Raw genomic sequence first — 18,403 nt, 5'->3', positions numbered from 1 at the left:
CGACGACATGAGCGTGGACGTGCAGGACGCCACCACCCGGTACCTGATGTACGGGGTGCTGCCGGGCTGGTTCGTGCCGGGCCTCGCCGACTGGGCGATGCACCGGCGCACCCGGATCGAGGAGACCGCGGGCACGCGGGAGTCGCTCATCCACTGCCTGATGATGACGGAGGTGGGCGTCCCCATCGCCCTGACGCTGGTGTGCGAGGTCAATCCGCTGCTGCTGGCCGTGCAGCTGGGCTCGACGGCCGCGCACGAGGCGACGGCGCTGTGGGACGTGCGGACGGCGGTGCGCAGCGGCCGCGAGGTCAAGCCGGTCGAGCAGCACATCCACAGCTTCCTGGAGACGCTGCCGTTCGCCGCCCTGGCGTCGCTGATGTGCCTGCACCCGAAGCAGGTGCGGTCGCTGCTGCGCGGTGGCCGGGGCGACCGCACGGCCTGGCGGCTGGTGCCGCGGCGGCACCCGCTGCCGCGCTCGTACCTGGCGGGCATCGCCGTGGGGGTGGCGGCCTTCGTGGCGCTGCCCTACGCGGAGGAGCTGCTGCGGTGCGTCCGCGTGTCGTGGGGCCGCCGGCGCGGCCGTGGTGCGGCCCCTGATTCCGCCCCCTCCGAACCCCTCTGAAGAAAGGTTTCAGCTGTGACTTCCCCGAAGAACTCCCCGAAGACTCCCCCGCTGAAGGTCGCGTTCCTCGTGGCGCCGGAGGGCGTCGAGCAGGTCGAACTCACCGAACCCTGGCAGGCGGTGAAGGACGCCTGCGGCACGCCGCACCTGGTGTCCACCCGGCCGGGCCACGTCCAGGCGTTCCACCACCTGGACAAGGGCGACACGTTCCCCGTGGACGCGGTGGTCGCCGACGTGCGCGCCGAGGAGTACGACGCGCTGGTGCTGCCGGGCGGCGTGGCCAACCCCGACTTCCTGCGCATGGACGAGCGGGCCGTGGGCTTCGTCCGGGACTTCTTCGTGGCGGGCCGGCCGGTGGCCGCGATCTGTCACGCGCCGTGGACGCTGGTGGAGGCCGACGTGGTGCGCGGCCGCACCCTGACGTCCTGGCCCAGCCTGCGCACCGACGTGCAGAACGCGGGCGGGCACTGGGTGGACGAGCAGGTCAAGGTGTGCACGGCCGGCCCCAACACCCTGGTGACGAGCCGCAAGCCGGACGACCTGAAGGCCTTCTGCGCGGCGTTCACCGAGGAGTTCGGCCGGGCGGCCGCCGGCGACGGGAGCTGACCGGCTGTTCCGCCGGCCGGCAGGCCGTGCCCTTCCCCCGCCCGGACCGGTTGAGCAGGGCGGCGGCCCCTTTTCCGCATGTCAGCTTTCCGTACCGGCTATCCGTACGGGCCGCCGTGGGGAGGAGGGTTCGTGGGAGGAGACGGGGTGGGGACGCGCCCGCAGATGACGCGGGCGGAGTGGCTCGCGTCCCGGCCGCGGATCGTGGTGGCGGCGTCGTCGCTGGTGCACGACGCGGACCACCGCATCCTGCTGCTGCACGCGTCGTGGAAGGACGAGTGGCAGCTGCCCGGCGGCACGCACGACGACGGCGAGGACCTGTGGCACACCGCCGTGCGCGAGACGTACGAGGAGACGGGCCTGGCCATGCCGCCACGGCCCCGGCTGCTGACGGTCGACTGGACGACGGACCCCGACGGGGTCGCGGAGTGCTGGGCGCTGTTCCAGGGGCCGCTCGTCGGCCGTGAACCGCCGGTGGCGCTGTCGCACGAGCACGACCGGTGGAGGATGCTCACGCTCGACGAATGGGCGCCCCTGCTGCCGGAGCACCAGGTGCGCGTCCTGGCGGTCGCCCTCGACATGCTGCGCCACGGCGGCTGCACGTACCTGCGCGAGGGCGAACCCGTCGGCTGAGGGCCGCCCATGCGTGTGGCCCTGCCCCGTCCCGGGCCGTTTCGGCGCCGGTCGCGGCGCCGGCCGTGATAGTCGTCGCCCAAGGGCGCGGCACGGGCTCGACCCGGTGACGCGCCGCCGGGTGCGGCGTGAGGGAGACGGTGTGGCCGGGGCACCGGGCGTGTCCGTTCCGTTCGACAACGGGTTCCTCGCGTACGGCGCGGCGCACCCGGGGACGCAGATGGCCATCGGCGTGGCGGCCCTGTGCGCCGGTGACGTCCCGAGCCGTGCGGAGCTGGGCCTCCTGCTGGAGGCGGCGGCCTCCGCCTGCCCGGAGCTGGCCGGGCCGGGCGGCGGCGCCGTCTTCCGGCCCGGGCGGCACCTCTTCGAGTCCCGGGCCCCGGAGGGCTCGGGCACCGCGGGGCTGTACGCCGCGCTGGACGCGGTCGCCAACGAGCCGCTGCCGGGCGTGATGTGGGGCGTGTGGCTCGTCCACGGGCACGCGCCCGGCGAGTTCGCCGTCGTCCTGCGCGGTCACCACGCGCACTTCGACGGCCTGCTCATCGCCCAGCTGTGCGAGCTCGTGGTGGGAGCGCGCCCGGCCGCCGTACGCCCCGCCCCGACGGCCCCGCCACGGCCGCGCCCCGGGGCCGTCGTACGGGACGTCGCCGCCGTGCTGCGCGGCCTGCGGGACACCGCCCGGCCGGTGGCCGCCGCGGGCACGACGGAGGGCCGGGTGCGCCAGGTGTGCGCGGCCACCGGCCTGGAGGGGATGCGCCGCGTCGCCGCCGTCCACGGGGGCACCGTCAACGACGTGCACCTGGCGGCCCTGGCCGGTGCGCTGGCCGCCTGGGAGACCGGCCCACGGTGGCACGGCGACCCGCGCCCCGTCCGCGCCAAGGTGCCGCTCGGCCTGCGCCGGCCCGGCACGGCGGAGCGGCTGGGCACCCGTATCAGCGCCGGCTGGCTCACCCTGCCCTGCGACACGGCCGACCCGGTGGAGCGGCTGCGCCGCGTCGCCGCCGACAGCGGGCGGCTGCGGGCCCGCCTCACCGATCCCGGCACGGGGGCGCTGATGCGGGCGCTGTCACCACGGATGCGGCGCCTGGTGCTGGACGCCGACAACCACCCGCGCCGCACCAGCCTGGTGGCCACCCACGTCCCCGGCCCCGCCCGCCCGCTGTCCGTGGCGGGCCGGGACGTCACGGGCATCGTCCCGCTGATGTTCCTGGCCTCCGGCCAGCGCCTGTCGGTGTGCCTGGCCACGTACGCCGGCACCGCGTACTTCTCGGTGACGGCGGACACCGGCGTCACCGGCCTGGACCGGCTGCCCGGCTGCTGGCTGGCGGAGATCGGCCGGCTCGCCACGGTGTCCGGCCGCCCCGGCCGGACACCGCGTCAGGGCTGACGGCCCAGCCGCGCCAGGAGCCGCTCCCAGGCGTCCGCGCCGGGGGGCGGCTTCCGGGGCTCGGCGAACAGGCCCGTGCCGGACAGGTCGGCGGCGTACGGCTCCATCTCGCGGGCCGTGAAGGCGATGAGGGACTGCGGCGGGCGGTCGTCGGCGCCGATGGCGCGGGCGAGGTCCCAGGAGTGGACCACCAGGTCGGCGATCATCTGCGAGCAGTAGGCGCGGGCGGGCGTGGGGCCGTACGAGAGCTCCACCGTGCGGTCCAGCGCGCCGGGCGCGGCGAACGCGTCGCGGGCGGCCGCGGCGGCCTTGTCCCAGGCCGCCTTGGGCCGGCTGCCGAGCCGGTCGCCGTCGAAGGCGTCGCCCACCTCGTCGATCGACCGTCCCTCCAGCAGCGGCGGCACCCACATCTGCTCGACGACGAGGTGGTTGACCAGCTCCCGCACGTTCCAGTCGGTGCACGGCGTGGGCTGCTGCCACTGCCGGGCGCCGACGGCGTGCACGCGCTCGCCGAACAGGTCCAGTGCCTCCGCGTGGCGTTCGAGGACGTTGCCGTCAGCGGCCATGCGGTCTCCCGTGATGGTCCATGCGGCCGCGGATCACGGCGGCCGCGGCGGCCACGGCCGCCCCGGCGGCCACGCCCGCGCGGTGCCGGGACAGCCACGGCTGGGTGCCGTGGGCGTGGGCCTGGTAGCCGAACTCGCCGTGCGCGCCGAAGTCGCGGCCGCCGTCGCCGTCGACGGCGTGCCACAGGTTGACCGGCGGGAGGTCCCGCTCGCGCTCGGGGCGCTGCTGCGCGTCGAAGCCGGTGCGGGCCAGGTAGCGGTCGAGCAGGCCCGGCACGACGGCATTGGCCAGGAGCGTGGCGACCGTGCTGCCGCCGACCCAGTACTCGCGGCGGCGCGGGTGGGCGGCGGCGTGCACGATGGCCCGCGCCGCGACCTCGGGCTCGTACACGGGGGCCACCGGCCGGGGGCGGCGCGGCAGCCGGTTGAGGACCCAGTCGAACTGGGGGGTGTTGACGGCGGGCAGCTGCACCATCGTGGTGCGCACCTTGCTGCGCAGGTGCAGCAGCTCGCAGCGCAGCGACTCGTTCATGCCCTGGATGGCGTGCTTGGCGCCGCAGTAGGCCGACTGGAGGGGGATGCCGCGGTACGCCAGCGCCGAGCCGACCTGCACGATCGTGCCGTGGTCGCGCGGCAGCATGCGGGTCAGGGCGGCCCGGGTGCCGTAGGCGTAGCCCAGATAGGTGACCTCGGTGACGCGCCGGAACTCCTCGGGCTCGATCTCGACGAAGGGCGCGAAGACGCCGCTGAAGGCGTTGTTGATCCAGACGTCGACGGGGCCGAGGATCTCCTCGATCCGGTCGGCGGCCGCGGTGACGGCGTGCGGGTCGGCCATGTCCACGGACAGCGGCAGCGCCCGGCCGCCGCGGCTCTCGACCTCCTCCGCGGCCGCCTCCAGCCCGGCCTCGCCGCGGGCGAGCAGCGCCACGCACGCGCCGCGCGCCGCGAAGGCGCGGGCGGTGGCGCGTCCGACGCCGCCGCTGGCTCCGGTGACGACCACCACGGAGGGTTCGTTCCTGTTCATCACCGCCGCCGGGTACCCGTCCCGGCCCCCGGCAAACCTCCGCGCAGCCCCACCGCCAGCAGCAGGAACCACACGCCCACCAGGGTGAGGTGGGCGCGCTGCGGTACGCCGTGCCAGCCGGGGTGGCCCAGCAGGGCGCCCACCGTCGCCAGGGCGGTGGCCAGCGCGCTGCCCAGCACCCACGGCCCCCACCGGCGCACCGGCCCCGGCGGGCGGGCCGCCGCGTCGAGGCCCACGGTGAGCAGGAGCATCGACGCGAAGAGGGCCAGGTGGACGAAGGCGCTGGTGGTGGTGTGCCAGGGGTTGACGGCCTCGCAGGGGTGCTCGACCGAGGGGGCGCAGCGCATGGGCACGACGACGTCGGCCACGGAGGACACGCCGAACCCGACGAGCGACCACCAGCCGGCTCTGGCCCAGCGGTTGGCGGGCCGGCGCAGGGCGAGCAGCGCGCCGGCCACCACCAGGGCCGCGGCCAGCACCTCCACGGCGCCGAAGAGGACATGGAAGGGCTGGTCGGCGGCGTAGAGCTCGCTGACGTAGGAGTGCCGGGGGTCCAGGCCGGTGGGCAGGAAGAGGGCGAGCAGCCAGTCGTTGTAGACCACCGCGGCGGCGGTCAGCAGGGCCACCGCCCACCGCGTCGCGGTGCGGCCCGGCGCGCCGGGAGCCGTCGGGCCGTGCCGCCGGGAACGGACGGTGGCGGGGCCGGCCGACGGGCGGGCGGGCGCGGCGGGGATGTCACGCATCGGCCGTGCCCTGATGGCGGCCGGCCTGCTGCGGCGCGTAGGCCGGGCTGGGCGGGGACGGCGGGGTGGTGGGCGGCGTGGTGGGGCTGGGGCTGGGGTTCGGCTTGGTGGGGGTGGTCGGCGCGGGCGTCGGGGTCGTGCCGGAGGGGGCGCTGGGCGCGCTGTGGCCGGGAGCGGGGGTGGCGGGCGGCTTGGTGGTGGGCAGCGGGTTGCTGGGTGTGGCCACGGGGCGGTCCTTCTCGCCGTGGGTGCCCACCGGCCGTTCGAACCAGTCGCCGCTCTGGAAGTCGTAGAGGACGAAGGCGTCCAGCTCGGAGTCGGCCTGGGTGACCACGACGACGTCGGCGTCGCGGTACGCCGGCCAGGTGTCGCCCTTCTTCTTGGGGCTCTCCTTGGCCGCGGTCGAGGCCTCGCTCAGCGGGTTGCCGCCGGCGCAGCGCACCCGCGGCAGGCCGGTGCGGTCGGCGAGCACGACGGTGCCGGCCTGGAGGACGGCCTGGAAGCCGGTGATGTCGCCGTTGCGGTAGCCGTGGTCGGTGACGTGGGTGTCGGCGCGCAGCTGAACGGGGGTCAGGCCGCGCAGGAAGCCGTCGAGCTCGCCGGGCTGGGTCTTCAGGGCCCGGGCGAAGGCGTCCCGTTTCTCCTGGCTGCCGGTCAGGTGACTCATGAGGCCGTCGAGGTCGCAGCCCGCCTGGTGGAGGACGCCGCCGTAGATGCCGCGGGTCGAGCCCGTGACCGTGCGGCTGCCGGCCGGCACGGCGGGGGTGACCGTGGTGTCGGCGGTGGAGGCGGAGGGGGTGAAGGGGTCCTGGCCGGGCGCGGTCGCGGACTGGAGGTAGATCTCGCCGTAGCCGCCTCCGGCCATGCGGAGGAAGACGACGGCGAGGGCCGCGGCCACGACGACCGCGGCGGCGACGAGGGCGGTGCGCGACCGCCACCAGGGGCGCCGGGCGGGCGGCCCACCCCCCTCGTCGCCCGTGGGCGGCGCGGGCGGGGGCGGTGGAGGCGGCGGCGGGGGCGGCTCGGTGGGGCCGGAGGGGCGCGGGGGCTGCGGGCCGGCCTGGTCGCCGGTGACCGTGGGCTGGTCCCCTCCGCGGGGTTCGGGGGGCGGCTCGGGGCCGCGCCCGGAGAGCGGGCCGGACGGAGGGCCGGTGGGACGGTTACCTGACGGCGGCTCGGACGACACGGCCCTTCTCCTGGATCGACGGGTATTTCCTGTTACCGCCCCTGCGCCCCATTCTGTGCAGCGCACCCACGAGGCTCGCAAGCGGGCGTACGGGTCATCCGCACGCCCTCTGCCTGGTTCCGCGGGTTCCCGCGCCGGTGGCGCTCACTCCCCGCCGTTCCCTCACTGTTCCGCCACCGTTCCCCCACCGGCCCTCACGAACGGGTGACGGCGCGGCACCCGGTCTACCGTGGTCGCGTGAACCGGCCCCCACCGCCCCGACCGGCACCGGCGCCCGCGCCCCCCGCCCGGGGCGCGGCCGGTGAGCTGCGCGCCTGGGCGGACGCGCTGGTCGCCGTGGCGGCCGGCTGCGTCGCCATGTTCGCCGTCGCGGCGGCCGGCCTGTGGGCGGCCGGGGCCCGCGCGCTGCCGGCCGGCGCGTTCCCCGCGGTGCTGGCGGCCACCCTGGTGGCGGCCGTGGGCGGCACCCTCGAACTCTCCGGGGACGTGGGGTTCCTCGGCGGTTCGGCGGCGACGCTGGAGGTCGTGCCGCTGTCGGTCACCGTGGCCGGCGCGCTGGCCACGGGCGTCGTCTTCCTGCTGCCGCTGCGTCACCGCGCCGTGGCCGGCGGCGGGGAGCTGCTGGCCCGGGCCGCCCGGACGGCGGTGGTGTGGCTGGTGGCGCTGGCGTTCATCGCGGGCGCCGCCCGGTTCTCCTTCCGGGTGCGGGTGGGGCAGGACTTCCTCGACGAGCTGGGCGCCGCCCTGGACATCACCCCGACGGTCGGCTTCCACGCGCCCCTCGGGTCGGCCCTGGGCCACGGGGCACTGTGGCTGCTGGGCGTTCTGGTCGTGGCCGTCGCCGTCTCCCGCGGCACCCCGCTCCCCCGGCGGCTGCTGCGGCTCCAGGGCGCGCTCCGGCCGCCGGCCTTCGCCATGGTCGTGGTGCTGCTGGGGTACGTGGTGCTGGGGCTGGTCATCGGGCTGGTGACGGCGTTCACGCACGACGACCCGTCCCGGACGGCGGCGATCCTGCTGCTGGGCCTGCCCAACCTGGCGTGGATGGCCTTCGGCGTGGGGCTGGGCGGTGCCTGGGAGGGCCGGGTGCCCGGCGACATCGGGCTGCCGGTGCCGCACGCCCTGGCGGCGGTGCTGCGGGGCAACGGCCGCGGTACATCGACGGTGGACCTGGCGGCGCTGTCGGAGCAGGACGGCAGGGCCTGGGTGCTGGCCGCGGTCGCGGGCCTGGCGCTGCTGACGGCCGGGCTGCTGACCGCGTTCCGCTCACCGGCCGGCACCCCGGCCTGGCGCGTGGCGGTGCGCCTGGGCGTGGTGGCGGCCCTGACGCTGCTCGTCGTCGGGCTCGCCACCGAGGTCTCGGCGCGCTACGGGCTGGCGGTGCTAGGCCTGGGCGATCTGACGGACTTCGGCGGCGAGGTGCGGCTGTGGGCCCACCTGGGCCGGCTGGTGGGCCTCGGCCTGCTGTGGGGCCTGGTGGCGGGCTTCACCGGCGGGCTGTGCGCCAAGGCGGCCGCGGGCCGCAGACTCGGCAGGGCGGAGGCCGCGGACGGGCAGGGGCCGGGCGCGGGCGGGTGGTGAGCGTCCGTACGCCGTCAGCTCTGCCAGCCGCCGGTCCGCCGCGTCGGGTCCCGTTCCGGGAAGGCCGGCGCAGCCCACGCCGGCGGCGCCGGGGGCGGGCCGTACGGGGTCCCGGTGCCGGCCGGGCCACCGGAAGGCGGCCGGGGCGCACCGGTGGGGGTGTCGCCGGTCGGGGTGGCGGCACGGCGCAGGGCCGACACGAACTCCAGGCAGCTGTCGAAGCGCTCCTCGGGGCTCTTCGCCAGGGCCCGGGAGAACACCTCGTCGACGGCCTCGGGCAGCTCCGGCACCTGTTCCGACAGCTTCGGCGGCGGGGCGGCCATGTGGGCGAAGAGCACCGCCCTGTCGTCGTCGCGCCGGAACGGTGGCGACCCCGTCAGCATCTCGTGCACCACACAGGCCAGGCTGTAGACGTCGCACCGCCCGTCCACCGGCTGGCCGGAGATCTGTTCCGGCGCCATGTAGTCCGCGGTGCCGATGATCTGGCCGACGCGGGTGTAGCCGGTCAGCGACAGGGACTTCTTCGTGAGACCGAAGTCGGTGAGGTAGACGTGCTCGGGGTGGTCGGGGTCCGTGCCCTTGGCCACCAGGACGTTGCCGGGTTTGACGTCGCGGTGCACCAGGTCGCGTGCGTGCGCGGCGTCCAGGGCGGAGGCCAGCTGCCGTGCGATGCGCACGGTGGTGGCGGGCGACAGCCGGCCGTTGCGGTCGATGAGGGCCCGCAGGTCCTCGCCGGGTACGTAGCACATGGCGATGTAGAGCACGCCCTCGGCCTCGCCGGCGTCGAAGATCGGCACGATGTGGGGGTGGTCGATGGCGGCGGCCACCCGGGACTCGTGCGTGAAGCGGTTGCGGAAGGTCTCGTTGCGGGCCAGCTCGGCCCCCATCAGCTTGAGCGCGACGGTGCGCCCCAGGCGCAGGTCGGTGGCGCGGTAGACCACGGCCATGCCGCCGCGCCCCAGCTCCTTCTCCACCCGGTAGCCGGCGATGGTACGGCCGATGATGCCGTCGGGGCCGCCCAGCCGGTCGTCCGGGTGTGCGGGGTGGTCGCCGGGCGCCGTCACTGCTGGTCACCCGGCCAGGACGGCGGGCCGCCGCGGTCGTCGAGCCGCGTGGCCTCGCGGGGCGTGGAGCGGGGGCCGGGACCGGGGTCCGGCTCCGCTGCGGGCCGGCCGGCGGCCAGGGCCGTGAGGGACGTGCCGTCGGTGTAGCACCAGTGGTCGCGTTCCGCGTCGTACGCCCAGACGGACTCGCCGTCGGCCACCACGCCGATCCGCAGGCCCCGGGTGGTGGCCCGGAACGTCTCGCCGTCCAGCCGGCCCGCCGCCACGTCCTCGACGGCCTGCCGGTACCGCCGCAGCGCCTCCTCGGCGTGCGCCAGCAGGCGCCGGGTGTCGGCGGCGCGGACCGGCGGCGAGCCCGCCCCGGGCGGGTCCCGCGGCAGGGCCACCAGCAGCCGGGCGTCGACCCAGGCCGACCAGCCGTTGGAGCACAGCACCCGGCCCAGGTCGCCCTTCAGTTCCTCGAGCCGGACCGGCAGCAGCGGGTCGAGCGGCGCGCTCGGCCGCATGGCGTCCGGGGCGTCCCAGGTGGCCAGGCCCCCGCCGGGCACGACATGCGTGGGCCGGAAGCCGCCGGGGCCCGCGCCGGCGCCGGGAGGGGACGTTCCGGGCTGCACGGCGTTCATTTCCGCATCACCGCCGGCTCGCGGCGGCGCAGGGCGCGGGCCGTGAGCAGGCCCAGGACCACGGACAGCACGACCATCATCGCGGCGTCGAGCAGCCAGATGCCGGTGGTGTGCCGGAACAGCGGGTCGGCGGTCAGGTCGCCGGGCACGATGTGGTGCAGGTCGACGGTGGCGGCCATCGCCGCCAGCGCCCAGCGCGAGGGGACCAGCCAGGACAGCTGTTCCAGCCCGGTCACGCCGTGCAGCTGCAACTGGGCGCCGCAGAAGACGACCTGGACGATGGCGAGGAACACCAGCAGCGGCATGGTGACCTCCTCCTTGCGTACCAGCGACGACACGAGCAGGCCGAGCATCATGGCGGTGAACCCGAGCAGCGCCACCGCCAGGGTGATCTCCGCGAGCGGCGGCAGCAGCACGCCTTGGCCGCCCGGCGCCCCCAGATCGACGCCGGCCAGGGCCACCAGCGTCAGCACCACCGCCTGCGCGATCGTGATCACGCCCAGGACCAGGATCTTCGACATGACGTAGGCGGACCGGGACAGGCCCACCACGCGCTCCCTCCGGTAGATGACGCGTTCCTTGACCAGCTCCCGTACGGCGTTGGCCGCGCCCGTCAGGAAGCCGCCCACGCACAGGACCAGCAGCGCCGGCATCGCCGAGGAGTCGGTGAACCGGCCGTGGGCGAGTGCCCGGGTCATCGCGCCCATGACGAACGGCAGCGCGATCATGATGGCGAGGAAGGTCCGGTCGGAGGTGAGCGCGGCCACGTAGCGCCGGGTCAGCGTCCACAGCTGTGCGCCCCAGCTCTGCGCCGTGGCCGGCTTCTCCGGGGCCGGCGGCGGCCGCCCGGCGGGCCGGGCGGCGGCGCGCTCGGCGACGCCCGAGACGTACGCCCGGTGCTGCGGGGAGGCCCGGAACTCCGCCGCCCAGTCGCGCGCCCGGTCGTTCTCGAACGCCTCGAACGCCTCCGGCCAGGCGGAGAAGCCGAAGTAGCGCAGCGCTTCGGCGGGCGGCCCGTAGTAGGCGGTGCGCCCGCCGGGGGCGAGGACCAGCAGTCGGTCGCACACGTCGAGGCTGAGCACGCTGTGCGTGACGACAATGACGGTGCGGCCGTCGTCGGCCAGGGTGCGCAGCATCGTCATCACCGAGCGGTCCATGCCCGGGTCCAGGCCCGAGGTGGGCTCGTCGAGGAAGAGCAGCGACGGCTTGGTGAGCAGCTCCAGGGCGACGCTGACGCGTTTGCGCTGGCCGCCGGAGAGGCTGTGGATGGGCTGGCCGGCGCGCTGATCCAGGCCGAGTTCGCCGATGACCTCCTCGACCCGGGCCTGCCGTTCGGCGCGGGCGGTGTCGCCGGGGAAGCGCAGCTCGGCGGCGTAGCGCAGGGCGCGGCGCACGGTGAGCTGGGTGTGCAGGATGTCGTCCTGCGGCACCAGCCCGATGCGGGCGCGCAGCTCGGCGTAGTCGTGGTACAGGTCGCGCCCGTCGTACAGGACGGCGCCGTCGTCGGCGGGCCGGAGCCCGGTGAGGGCGCCCAGCAGCGTGGTCTTGCCGGCGCCGCTGGGGCCGACGACGGCCAGCAGGGACCGGGCGCCGACGGGGAAGGAGACGTCCTCCAGCAGGGTTTTGCGGCCCTTGTCGACGCGGACGGACAGGCCCTGTGCGTCGAGGGAGACCTCGCCGGTGTCGACGTACTCCTGGAGCTGGTCGCCGACGAGGCAGAAGGCGCTGTGGCCGATGCCCACGATGTCGCCGGGCCGCAGCGGCTCGGCGGTGATGCGGCGGCCGTTGAGGTAGGTGCCGTTGTGGCTGCCGAGGTCGGCGATCTCGTAGTCGCCCTCGGGCAGGGCGCGCAGTTCGGCGTGGTGCCGGGAGACCACCAGGTCGTCGACGACGAGGTCGTTGTCCTCGCTGCGGCCCACGCGCACGGTGCGGGTGGGCAGCGGGCGGACGGTGGTGGGCCGGCGGAAGGTGCCGGTGGCGGAGGGGTGCGACACGCCGGAGGGCGCGCCGGCGGGGGCCGCGGCCGGCTCGGGTGCCGTTCCGGTGACGACGGCGGCGGGGCCGTCGGCAGGGTTGCCGAAGCGGATGACGCTGCCGGGGTGCACGTCGAGGGTGCCGATCCTGCGGCCGTCCTCGTAGGTGCCGTTGGTGCTGCCGCTGTCCTCGAGGGTCCAGTGGTCGCCCACGGGGCGCAGCACGGCGTGGTGCCAGGAGACGCGTGCGTCCCGCAGCACTATGTCGCTGTCCGGGTCGCGCCCCACCTGGTAGGTCCGGCTCGGACTCATCACCTGCGAGCCGCCCTCGGCTTCGATGACGAGTTCCGGGGCGGAGGGAGCGGAGGGCACGACCGACCGCTCTCCCATGTCTCTATGCTACGGCCGACGGCCTGGGCCCGCCTTCCGGCGGCGGGCGGGAGGGAGCGCACGTGAACGAGGGGGACGGCGGGCGCGGGGGGACGCCGGCGCGGCTGCCGGTGTTCGTGTACGGGACGCTCCGGCCGGGGCGGTGCAACCACGACCGGTTCCTGGGCGGCCGCACGGTGGCGGAGGTGCCGGCCCGTATGCGGGACGTGGTGCTGTACGAGGGCCCGGGCTATCCGTACGCGGTGGCGCGGCCCGGCGGTGAGGTGCGGGGCGAACTGGTGACGGTGGACCCGGAGCGGTACGAGGAGGTGCTGGCCGCCCTGGACGTGCTGGAGGGGTGCCGTCCCGGCGACCCGGGCCGGAGCCTGTACGACCGGGTGGTGCGGGAGGCCCTCGTGGAGGACGGCGGCGCGGTGCGGGCGTGGGTGTACCTGGCGGCGGAACGGGTGGCCCGGCGGTTGCGGCTGTCGGGGACGCTCGTGCGGGGCGGCGAGTGGCCGGGGCGGTGACGCGCGGGTCACCGCCCCGGGGGAGTCACTTGGCGCGGATGGCGAACGGCAGCTGCCGGGAGGCGAACGCCTGGTCGCCGTTGCCCACGGTGATGCCGGCGTCGGCGCTGGTCACGTCCTGCGGGGCGGTGCGGGCGACGGACACCTTCAGCCGGTAGACGGCCGTGGCGCCCGGCTTGAGCGGCGACGCGGCGGCGGCCTTCAGGGTGGCGCTCATGCCGGGGTCGCAGCCGCCGGCGAGGAGCGGCACCTTCGTCCAGCCCTTGCCGGCACGGTACTGCTGGAGCGTCAGGTCCTTGGGCGCGAGGGCGTGCTTGCTGCCGGCGCCGTAGGCGAAGTACGAGGCGGTGAGCGCCGGGTAGGCGCGGTTGGTGGTGTTCCGCACGGTCACGGTGAATTCGTGGGCGGGACCGCCGCGCCGCAGGGTGGTGCCGCCCGGCCAGCCGCCGACGGTGGTGGCCGGGCGGGTGGCGGTGGTGGTGCGGGCGGGGGCGCGGTAGGTGTGGCCGCGGCCGTCGGTGACGGAGGCGGTGACGGTCAGCGTGCCGGGCCGGTCGAGGTCCTGGAGGCGCAGCGGCACGGTGTGCGGGGCGCGCGGGCCGGCGCCGGTGGCGGTCAGCGGGAAGGTGAAGACGCCGTGGGTGGGGCTGCTGCCGCCGCCGGGGCGGGTGGCCAGGTCGGTCCAGCGGTGGCTGCGGGCGTCGTAGCGCTGGACGACGAGCGAGTCGGTGCTGAAGCCGCGGCTGGTCACGTCCAGGCGGACGGTGCCCTTGGAGACGGGGGTGCGGAGGGTGACGGCGGCGTCGGACCACAGGCCGATGGGGAGCTGGGAGGTCACGCCGAAGGAGATCCGCTGCGCCGCGGTGCCTCCCGCGCGGACGGCGGGGGCGGCCTCGGCGGCGGGCGCGGTGGCCGTGGCGGGGGCGGCGGCACCGTCGCAGCCCTGCCGGGCGGCGGTCGCGGTGCCGGTGCCGGCGGCCTGGCCGGTGCCCGCCGCGGCGACGACGAGCGCGAGGCCGGCGGCCAGCACGGCCGCGGTTCTGCGGGCCGCCCCGGCGACGGGTGAGGGCCGCCGTGCGGCGCCCTGGGCCGCCAGGTCGTGGGTCAGATCGAGCGTCATGTACCGCCCCCGGGTGGTGGGTTGCTGCCGTGGTCGCGTACATCTTCCCGTACGCGCGTACGCCTTCGGCACGGGAGAGTGCCTTCCAGGGCTGATGGTTCCCCCGGGGAAGGGATTTCCCACCCTGATCACGGTGATCCCGGTGACCGGGTGGTGCGGCGGTTCAGTGGCCGCGCAGCTGTTCCATCTCGCGCCGGTCGCGCTTCGTGGGCCGGCCGGTGCCCCGGTCGCGGACGCCGACGGGCGCGACGGCCTCGCGCGGGGGCGGCGGCGGGCTGTTGTCGACGTACGCCTCGGCGGCGGCCGGGGCGCCGACGCGCTTGCGGACCAGCTGCTTGACGATCACGACGCGCTCGCGGCCGGCGTGCCGCAGCCGCACCTCGTCGCCGGGGCGGACGGGCTGGGAGGGCTTGGCGCGCTCGCCGTTGAGCCGGACGTGCCCGCCGCGGCAGGCGGTGGCGGCCAGGGACCGGGTCTTGGTCAGCCGGACCGACCAGATCCAGCTGTCGATCCGGACCGTCCCCTCGTCTGTGCTCATGGTTCGCACTCTACGACAGGGATGCCGGGGATTTCACGGGCGTTTCCCGGGGTGCCGGGTGCCGTGCGTTGACTTCTCCGGCCGGCCGTGGGACTGATGACGTGTCCACATCAGAATACGGGGGCCGGGAACTGCCGGGAACGAAGGGAGCACGGCGATGAACTCTCCCTCACCTCTCCGCGGGCGCGGGCGCGGGCGGCGCCGGACGGCGGCGGGCGCGGCACTGGTCGCCGCCCTGGCGGGCGCCGGCGTGGGTCTCGGCGCCCCGCCGGCCGCCGCGGACACCGCGGACCCGGTGTCCGTGGCGTATGTGTGCACGGGGCCGGGCGCGCCCGACGGGCCGCAGCCGCTCCAGGTGACGGTGACCGCGCCGGCCAGCGTGCCGCGCGGCGGCAGCGCCGAGCTGTCGCTGGAGGTCACCGCATCCCTGACCGTCCCGATCCCGGTGCCGGCGAACAGTGTGACCGGCGAGATGGCGCTGGTGCTCGGCGGCGCGGGCAGCGGCAGCGTCACGGCGACCGGCTTCACCAACCCGCAGGCGATCCCGACCGGTTCCACGGTCACCCTGACCGGCGGCACCGCCTCGGCGCGCCTGGACACCGCCGGCAGCACCACCTTCACCCCGGGCGACGCGGCCGTGCACGTCTTCGGCGTGACCGTCAACTGCACCGTCTCGGGGACGGCACCGGCCGCGGCGACGATCGAGGTCACGGACGGGCGGTGACGCCTCCCCGGGTGCTTTCCCCGGGCGCTTTCCCCGGCGTTTTCTCCGCCGCCGGCCCGGCCGTTCAGGCCCCGCGCACCAGGCGGGAGGTCACCGTCGCGCCCGGGCTGCTGTCGGTGAGCGCCGCCGTCAGCGCGTCGCCGGCGGCGGCGAGGGCGTCGTCGTCCATCGGGCCCAGCGCGTCGAGGACGAAGAAGGCGCGGGTGGTGGCCGTGGTCAGGCGGGTGCGGGTGCACTGGCGCCAGTTCCAGCGGCGGCAGGTCACCCCGGCGTCGTCGCGCCAGACCACCTCGCCCGGCGGGCAGTGCTCGACGACGGCCTCGCCGCCCGCCGTGGTCTCGAAGGGCTCCTCGCCGGTCGCCCGGACGAGGCGGGCGGGGCCGCGGTAGTGGTCCAGGTCCTCGCCACCGACCGGCACCACGTGGGCGACCGAGACCGCGTTGTAGAGGTCGGTGAGCCGGTCGACCCGGGGCAGCCCGGCCCCGGCGCGCCGCAGCAGCGCCTCGGCGCTGGGCCGGGTCCGCTGGGGCTTGGCGCCGAAGGCGCGGAACGCCTCGCGCCAGGCGGCCAGGTGCGGGTGGTCCTCGGGCGCCCCGCCGGCGAGCCGGGCGCGGGCGGTCTCCTCGGCCGCGGCCAGCAGCTTCTCGCTCGTCGCGTCGCTGGGGCCGGGGTGCAGGCCCTCCGCCACGACGACCAGGGCACGGTAGTCGGGGCGCAGCGCCCCCACCGCCGGGTCGACGGTGACGGCGTCCAGCCAGGACGACAGGTCGGTGGTGTCCGCGGTCACGGCGAGCTCCTCGGGGTCGAGTGTCATGCACCGGATGGTGCCGCAGACTGTACCAAGACCCGAAGTCGCGGCCCTCCGCCGGCCATGGCCGGCCTCACCCCCGGCGGAAGCGGTCCCGGTACGCCGCCGGGGACACCCCGGTCTCGCGCACGAAGGCGCGGCGCATCGTCTCGACGGTGCCGAAGCCGCACTGCGCGGCGATGCCGTCGACGCCGTCGGCCGAGCTCTCCAGCAGGGCGCGGGCCACGGCGACGCGCGCCCGTTCCACGTAGGCGCCGGGGCTGATGCCCACCTGCTGGCTGAACAGGCGGCTGAAGTGGCGCCTGCTCATGCCCAGGCGCCCGGCCAGGGCGGGCACCGACAGGTCGCCGGAGGGGTCGGCGTCGATGTCCTCCACCAGGGCGCGCAGGGCGGTGTTGCGCGGGGAGTCGGGGCGGGTGAAGGTGCTGAACTGCGACTGGCCGCCGGGCCGCTGCATGAAGACCACCAGGAACTTGGCCACGGCGCGGGCCACTTCGGGCCCCAGGTCGTCCTCCAGGAGCGCCAGCGTGAGGTCGATGCCGGCGGTGACACCGGCGGAGGTCACCACCTCGCCGTCGCGGACGAAGATGGCGTCGGGCTCGACGGAGACGGCCGGGTAGCCGTTGGCCAGCTCGGCGCAGTGGGCCCAGTGCGTGGTGGCCCGGCGGCCGTCCAGCAGGCCGGCCTCGGCCAGGACGAACGCGCCGGTGCACACCGAGCCGGTGCGCCGGGCGCCGGTGGCCAGCCGCCGGACGTGCCGGAGGAGGTCGCGGTCGCCGGCCGCGGCCGCGTACCCCCAGCCCCCGGCCACCATCAGCGTGTCCGGGGGCTTGCGGACCCGGGCGAGGTCGGCGGAGACCCCCAGGTGCGCGTCGGCGGAGGTGGCCACGGACCGGCCGCCGACCGAGGCCAGGCGCACCCGGTAGCCGGCGTCCGCCTCGGCGGCCGCCCGGTCGAAGACGTCCAAGGGCCCCGCGACATCCAGCAGTTGCACTCCGTCGTACACGACGATCAGCACGTCGCGCGTCACCTTGCCGCTCACAGTGGCCATCATCGGGCGGGCCCACGGCACCGCACCGGGAAAGGGCACTGCTATCACCTTTATGGAGTAATGTCCTTTTTTCGGGGCATAAGACAGTTTATGCCGCGCCGGTCGGGTTGAGGCCCGGACGGACAGCGGCACTCTAGGCTGATGCACCATCATGAAGCCAGACGCAGGCCGCGGGGCTCCCCCGCGCCCGTTCTCCCGCCTCCCCCGGGCCGCGCGCCTGCTGGTGCTCGCCGCCTACGTCCTGCTGACCGCCGCCGTCGCCCTGGACATCGCGACCGACCCCCGGCTCACCTTCTCCCCCGTCCTGGGCACCGCACCGGTGCTGGCCAGCATCGGCGCGCGGCGCGCGCGGGTGCCGCTGCTCACGGGCCTCGCCGCGCTCGGCGTCGTGGCCCTGCTCTCCTTCGCCGACCCGGGCGTGGAACCCGCCGTCCACCTGACCTCGGGCACCACCGTCCTCGCCATCACGTGCGTCAGCACCGCCAGCGTCGTCCTCGTGGCCACCCGGGAACGCGAGCTGCTGCAGTCCCGGTCCGTCGCCGAGGCCGCCCAGAGCACGCTGCTGCGGCCGCCGCAGGAGCGCACCGACGGGCTGCGCGTGGCCGTCCGCTACCAGGCGGCCGCCGCCGAGGCCCGGGTCGGCGGTGACCTCTACGAGGTCCTCACCACGCCGTACGGGGTGCGGCTGATCGTCGGCGACGTACGGGGCAAGGGGCTCGCGGCCATCGAGACCGCCGCCGACGTCCTGGGCACCTTCCGCGAGGCCGCGCAGGTCGAGCCCGACCTCACCGTCGTGGCCCGCCGCCTGGACGCGTCGGTGCTGCGCCGCCGGGCCGGCGAGGAGTTCGTCACCGCCGTCCTCGTCGGGGTGCCGGCGCAGGGCCCGGCCGAGCTGGTCGACTGCGGCCACCTGCCGCCGCTGCTGTGGCGGGCCGGCCACGTCACCGAGGTCACCACGCCCGAGTCCGACCCGCCGCTGGCCCTGCGCGAGCTGGCGCCCGGCCCGTACCACCGCGGCGAGTTCGTCTTCGAGCCCGGCACGACCCTGCTGCTGTACACGGACGGGGTCACCGAGGCCCGCGACCGCGCCGGCCGCTTCTACCCCCTGCCCGAACGCCTCGCCGGCATGCCGCAGTCGGCGCCGGGGCCGCTGCTCGACCGCCTCGTCGCCGATCTGCGCGAGCACACGGGGGACGGGCTGTCCGACGACGCGGCGCTGCTCGCCGTCCGCCGGGAGCGGTGAGGCCGCCGCGTCCGC

Annotated in this window: 19 protein-coding genes; 8 read left to right on the top strand and 11 right to left on the bottom strand. The window is 76.1% G+C overall.

Annotated features, from left to right (window positions below; genetic code table 11):
* The first annotated feature begins 7 nt into the window (after positions 1 to 7).
* The 4 genes from IE305_RS22875 to IE305_RS22860 all read left to right on the top strand — a co-directional run bounded on the left by IE305_RS22875 (position 8) and on the right by IE305_RS22860 (position 3,248).
* Complete coding sequence (locus IE305_RS22875) at positions 8 to 622, top strand: diguanylate cyclase (RefSeq protein ID WP_190131566.1); 615 nt, start codon at positions 8 to 10, stop codon at positions 620 to 622.
* A 51-nt stretch (positions 623 to 673) separates the two neighbouring features.
* Positions 674 to 1,228, top strand: a complete 555-nt coding sequence (locus tag IE305_RS22870; protein WP_190131661.1) for a type 1 glutamine amidotransferase domain-containing protein — start codon at positions 674 to 676, stop codon at positions 1,226 to 1,228.
* A gap of 147 nt (positions 1,229 to 1,375) precedes the next feature.
* Positions 1,376 to 1,861: an NUDIX domain-containing protein gene (locus tag IE305_RS22865; RefSeq protein ID WP_190131565.1), complete on the top strand. Its 486-nt coding sequence runs from the start codon at positions 1,376 to 1,378 to the stop codon at positions 1,859 to 1,861.
* Between the two features lie 142 nt (positions 1,862 to 2,003).
* Entirely contained in the window at positions 2,004 to 3,248 is a 1,245-nt protein-coding gene (locus IE305_RS22860) for a WS/DGAT domain-containing protein (protein WP_190131564.1), read from the top strand.
* Here IE305_RS22860 and IE305_RS22855 read toward each other — a convergent pair.
* Genes IE305_RS22855 through IE305_RS22840 form a run of 4 tightly spaced genes read right to left on the bottom strand, consistent with a single transcriptional unit; the run spans position 3,239 to position 6,767 of the window.
* Positions 3,239 to 3,814: a TIGR03086 family metal-binding protein gene (locus IE305_RS22855; RefSeq protein ID WP_190131563.1), complete on the bottom strand. Its 576-nt coding sequence runs from the start codon at positions 3,812 to 3,814 to the stop codon at positions 3,239 to 3,241. The genes IE305_RS22860 and IE305_RS22855 overlap by 10 nt on opposite strands.
* Entirely contained in the window at positions 3,804 to 4,838 is a 1,035-nt protein-coding gene (locus IE305_RS22850) for an SDR family oxidoreductase (RefSeq protein WP_190131562.1), read from the bottom strand. Before IE305_RS22850 ends, IE305_RS22855 begins: the two co-directional genes overlap by 11 nt.
* Positions 4,838 to 5,581 carry a DUF998 domain-containing protein gene (locus tag IE305_RS22845; RefSeq protein ID WP_190131561.1) on the bottom strand — a complete coding sequence of 248 codons (744 nt, stop codon included), beginning with the start codon at positions 5,579 to 5,581 and terminating at the stop codon, positions 4,838 to 4,840. Before IE305_RS22845 ends, IE305_RS22850 begins: the two co-directional genes overlap by 1 nt.
* On the bottom strand, positions 5,574 to 6,767 hold the full coding sequence (locus IE305_RS22840) for a DUF6777 domain-containing protein (RefSeq protein WP_190131560.1): 1,194 nt from the start codon (positions 6,765 to 6,767) through the stop codon (positions 5,574 to 5,576). The genes IE305_RS22845 and IE305_RS22840 overlap by 8 nt, the downstream gene beginning before the upstream one ends.
* Before the next feature lie 237 nt (positions 6,768 to 7,004).
* On the opposite strand from IE305_RS22840, the gene IE305_RS22835 reads away from it, so the two are divergent.
* Entirely contained in the window at positions 7,005 to 8,345 is a 1,341-nt protein-coding gene (locus IE305_RS22835) for a streptophobe family protein (RefSeq protein WP_229891379.1), read from the top strand.
* A gap of 14 nt (positions 8,346 to 8,359) precedes the next feature.
* Here IE305_RS22835 and IE305_RS22830 read toward each other — a convergent pair whose 3' ends face one another.
* From IE305_RS22830 to IE305_RS22820, 3 genes are read right to left on the bottom strand one after another with little or no spacing between them, the layout of a single operon-like run.
* Entirely contained in the window at positions 8,360 to 9,409 is a 1,050-nt protein-coding gene (locus IE305_RS22830) for a serine/threonine-protein kinase (RefSeq protein WP_229891377.1), read from the bottom strand.
* The gene (locus IE305_RS22825) at positions 9,406 to 10,032 is read right to left on the bottom strand and encodes a hypothetical protein (RefSeq protein ID WP_190131559.1); all 627 of its coding nucleotides are present in this window, start codon (positions 10,030 to 10,032) and stop codon (positions 9,406 to 9,408) included. Before IE305_RS22825 ends, IE305_RS22830 begins: the two co-directional genes overlap by 4 nt.
* Positions 10,029 to 12,395, bottom strand: a complete 2,367-nt coding sequence (locus IE305_RS22820) for an FHA domain-containing protein (RefSeq protein WP_190131558.1) — start codon at positions 12,393 to 12,395, stop codon at positions 10,029 to 10,031. Before IE305_RS22820 ends, IE305_RS22825 begins: the two co-directional genes overlap by 4 nt.
* Positions 12,396 to 12,457: 62 nt before the next feature.
* Here IE305_RS22820 and IE305_RS22815 point away from each other — a divergent pair, with 62 nt between their 5' ends.
* Positions 12,458 to 12,904, top strand: a complete 447-nt coding sequence (locus IE305_RS22815) for a gamma-glutamylcyclotransferase family protein (RefSeq protein ID WP_229891375.1) — start codon at positions 12,458 to 12,460, stop codon at positions 12,902 to 12,904.
* Positions 12,905 to 12,929: 25 nt separating this feature from the next.
* Here the strand turns inward: IE305_RS22815 and IE305_RS22810 are convergent, their stop codons facing one another.
* Entirely contained in the window at positions 12,930 to 14,024 is a 1,095-nt protein-coding gene (locus IE305_RS22810) for a hypothetical protein (protein ID WP_229891373.1), read from the bottom strand.
* A 163-nt stretch (positions 14,025 to 14,187) separates the two neighbouring features.
* Positions 14,188 to 14,562, bottom strand: a complete 375-nt coding sequence (locus IE305_RS22805) for an RNA-binding S4 domain-containing protein (protein WP_190131557.1) — start codon at positions 14,560 to 14,562, stop codon at positions 14,188 to 14,190.
* Positions 14,563 to 14,719: 157 nt separating this feature from the next.
* On the opposite strand from IE305_RS22805, the gene IE305_RS22800 reads away from it, so the two are divergent.
* Positions 14,720 to 15,286: a hypothetical protein gene (locus tag IE305_RS22800; RefSeq protein WP_190131556.1), complete on the top strand. Its 567-nt coding sequence runs from the start codon at positions 14,720 to 14,722 to the stop codon at positions 15,284 to 15,286.
* 64 nt (positions 15,287 to 15,350) lie between these two features.
* Here IE305_RS22800 and IE305_RS22795 read toward each other — a convergent pair whose 3' ends face one another.
* Together IE305_RS22795 and IE305_RS22790 are read right to left on the bottom strand one after the other, a co-directional pair.
* Entirely contained in the window at positions 15,351 to 16,100 is a 750-nt protein-coding gene (locus IE305_RS22795; RefSeq protein WP_190131555.1) for a B3/B4 domain-containing protein, read from the bottom strand.
* Between the two features lie 67 nt (positions 16,101 to 16,167).
* Positions 16,168 to 17,145: a GlxA family transcriptional regulator gene (locus IE305_RS22790; RefSeq protein WP_190131656.1), complete on the bottom strand. Its 978-nt coding sequence runs from the start codon at positions 17,143 to 17,145 to the stop codon at positions 16,168 to 16,170.
* A gap of 151 nt (positions 17,146 to 17,296) precedes the next feature.
* On the opposite strand from IE305_RS22790, the gene IE305_RS22785 reads away from it, so the two are divergent.
* The gene (locus tag IE305_RS22785) at positions 17,297 to 18,388 is read left to right on the top strand and encodes a PP2C family protein-serine/threonine phosphatase (RefSeq protein WP_190131554.1); all 1,092 of its coding nucleotides are present in this window, start codon (positions 17,297 to 17,299) and stop codon (positions 18,386 to 18,388) included.
* The last annotated feature ends 15 nt before the right edge of the window (positions 18,389 to 18,403 follow it).

Origin of the sequence: Streptomyces mashuensis (assembly GCF_014654785.1) — a bacterium.
GTDB lineage: Bacteria > Actinomycetota > Actinomycetes > Streptomycetales > Streptomycetaceae > Streptomyces > Streptomyces mashuensis.
The sequence above is the reverse complement of the archived record's forward strand: the minus strand, read 5'-3'. Positions and strand labels throughout refer to the sequence as shown.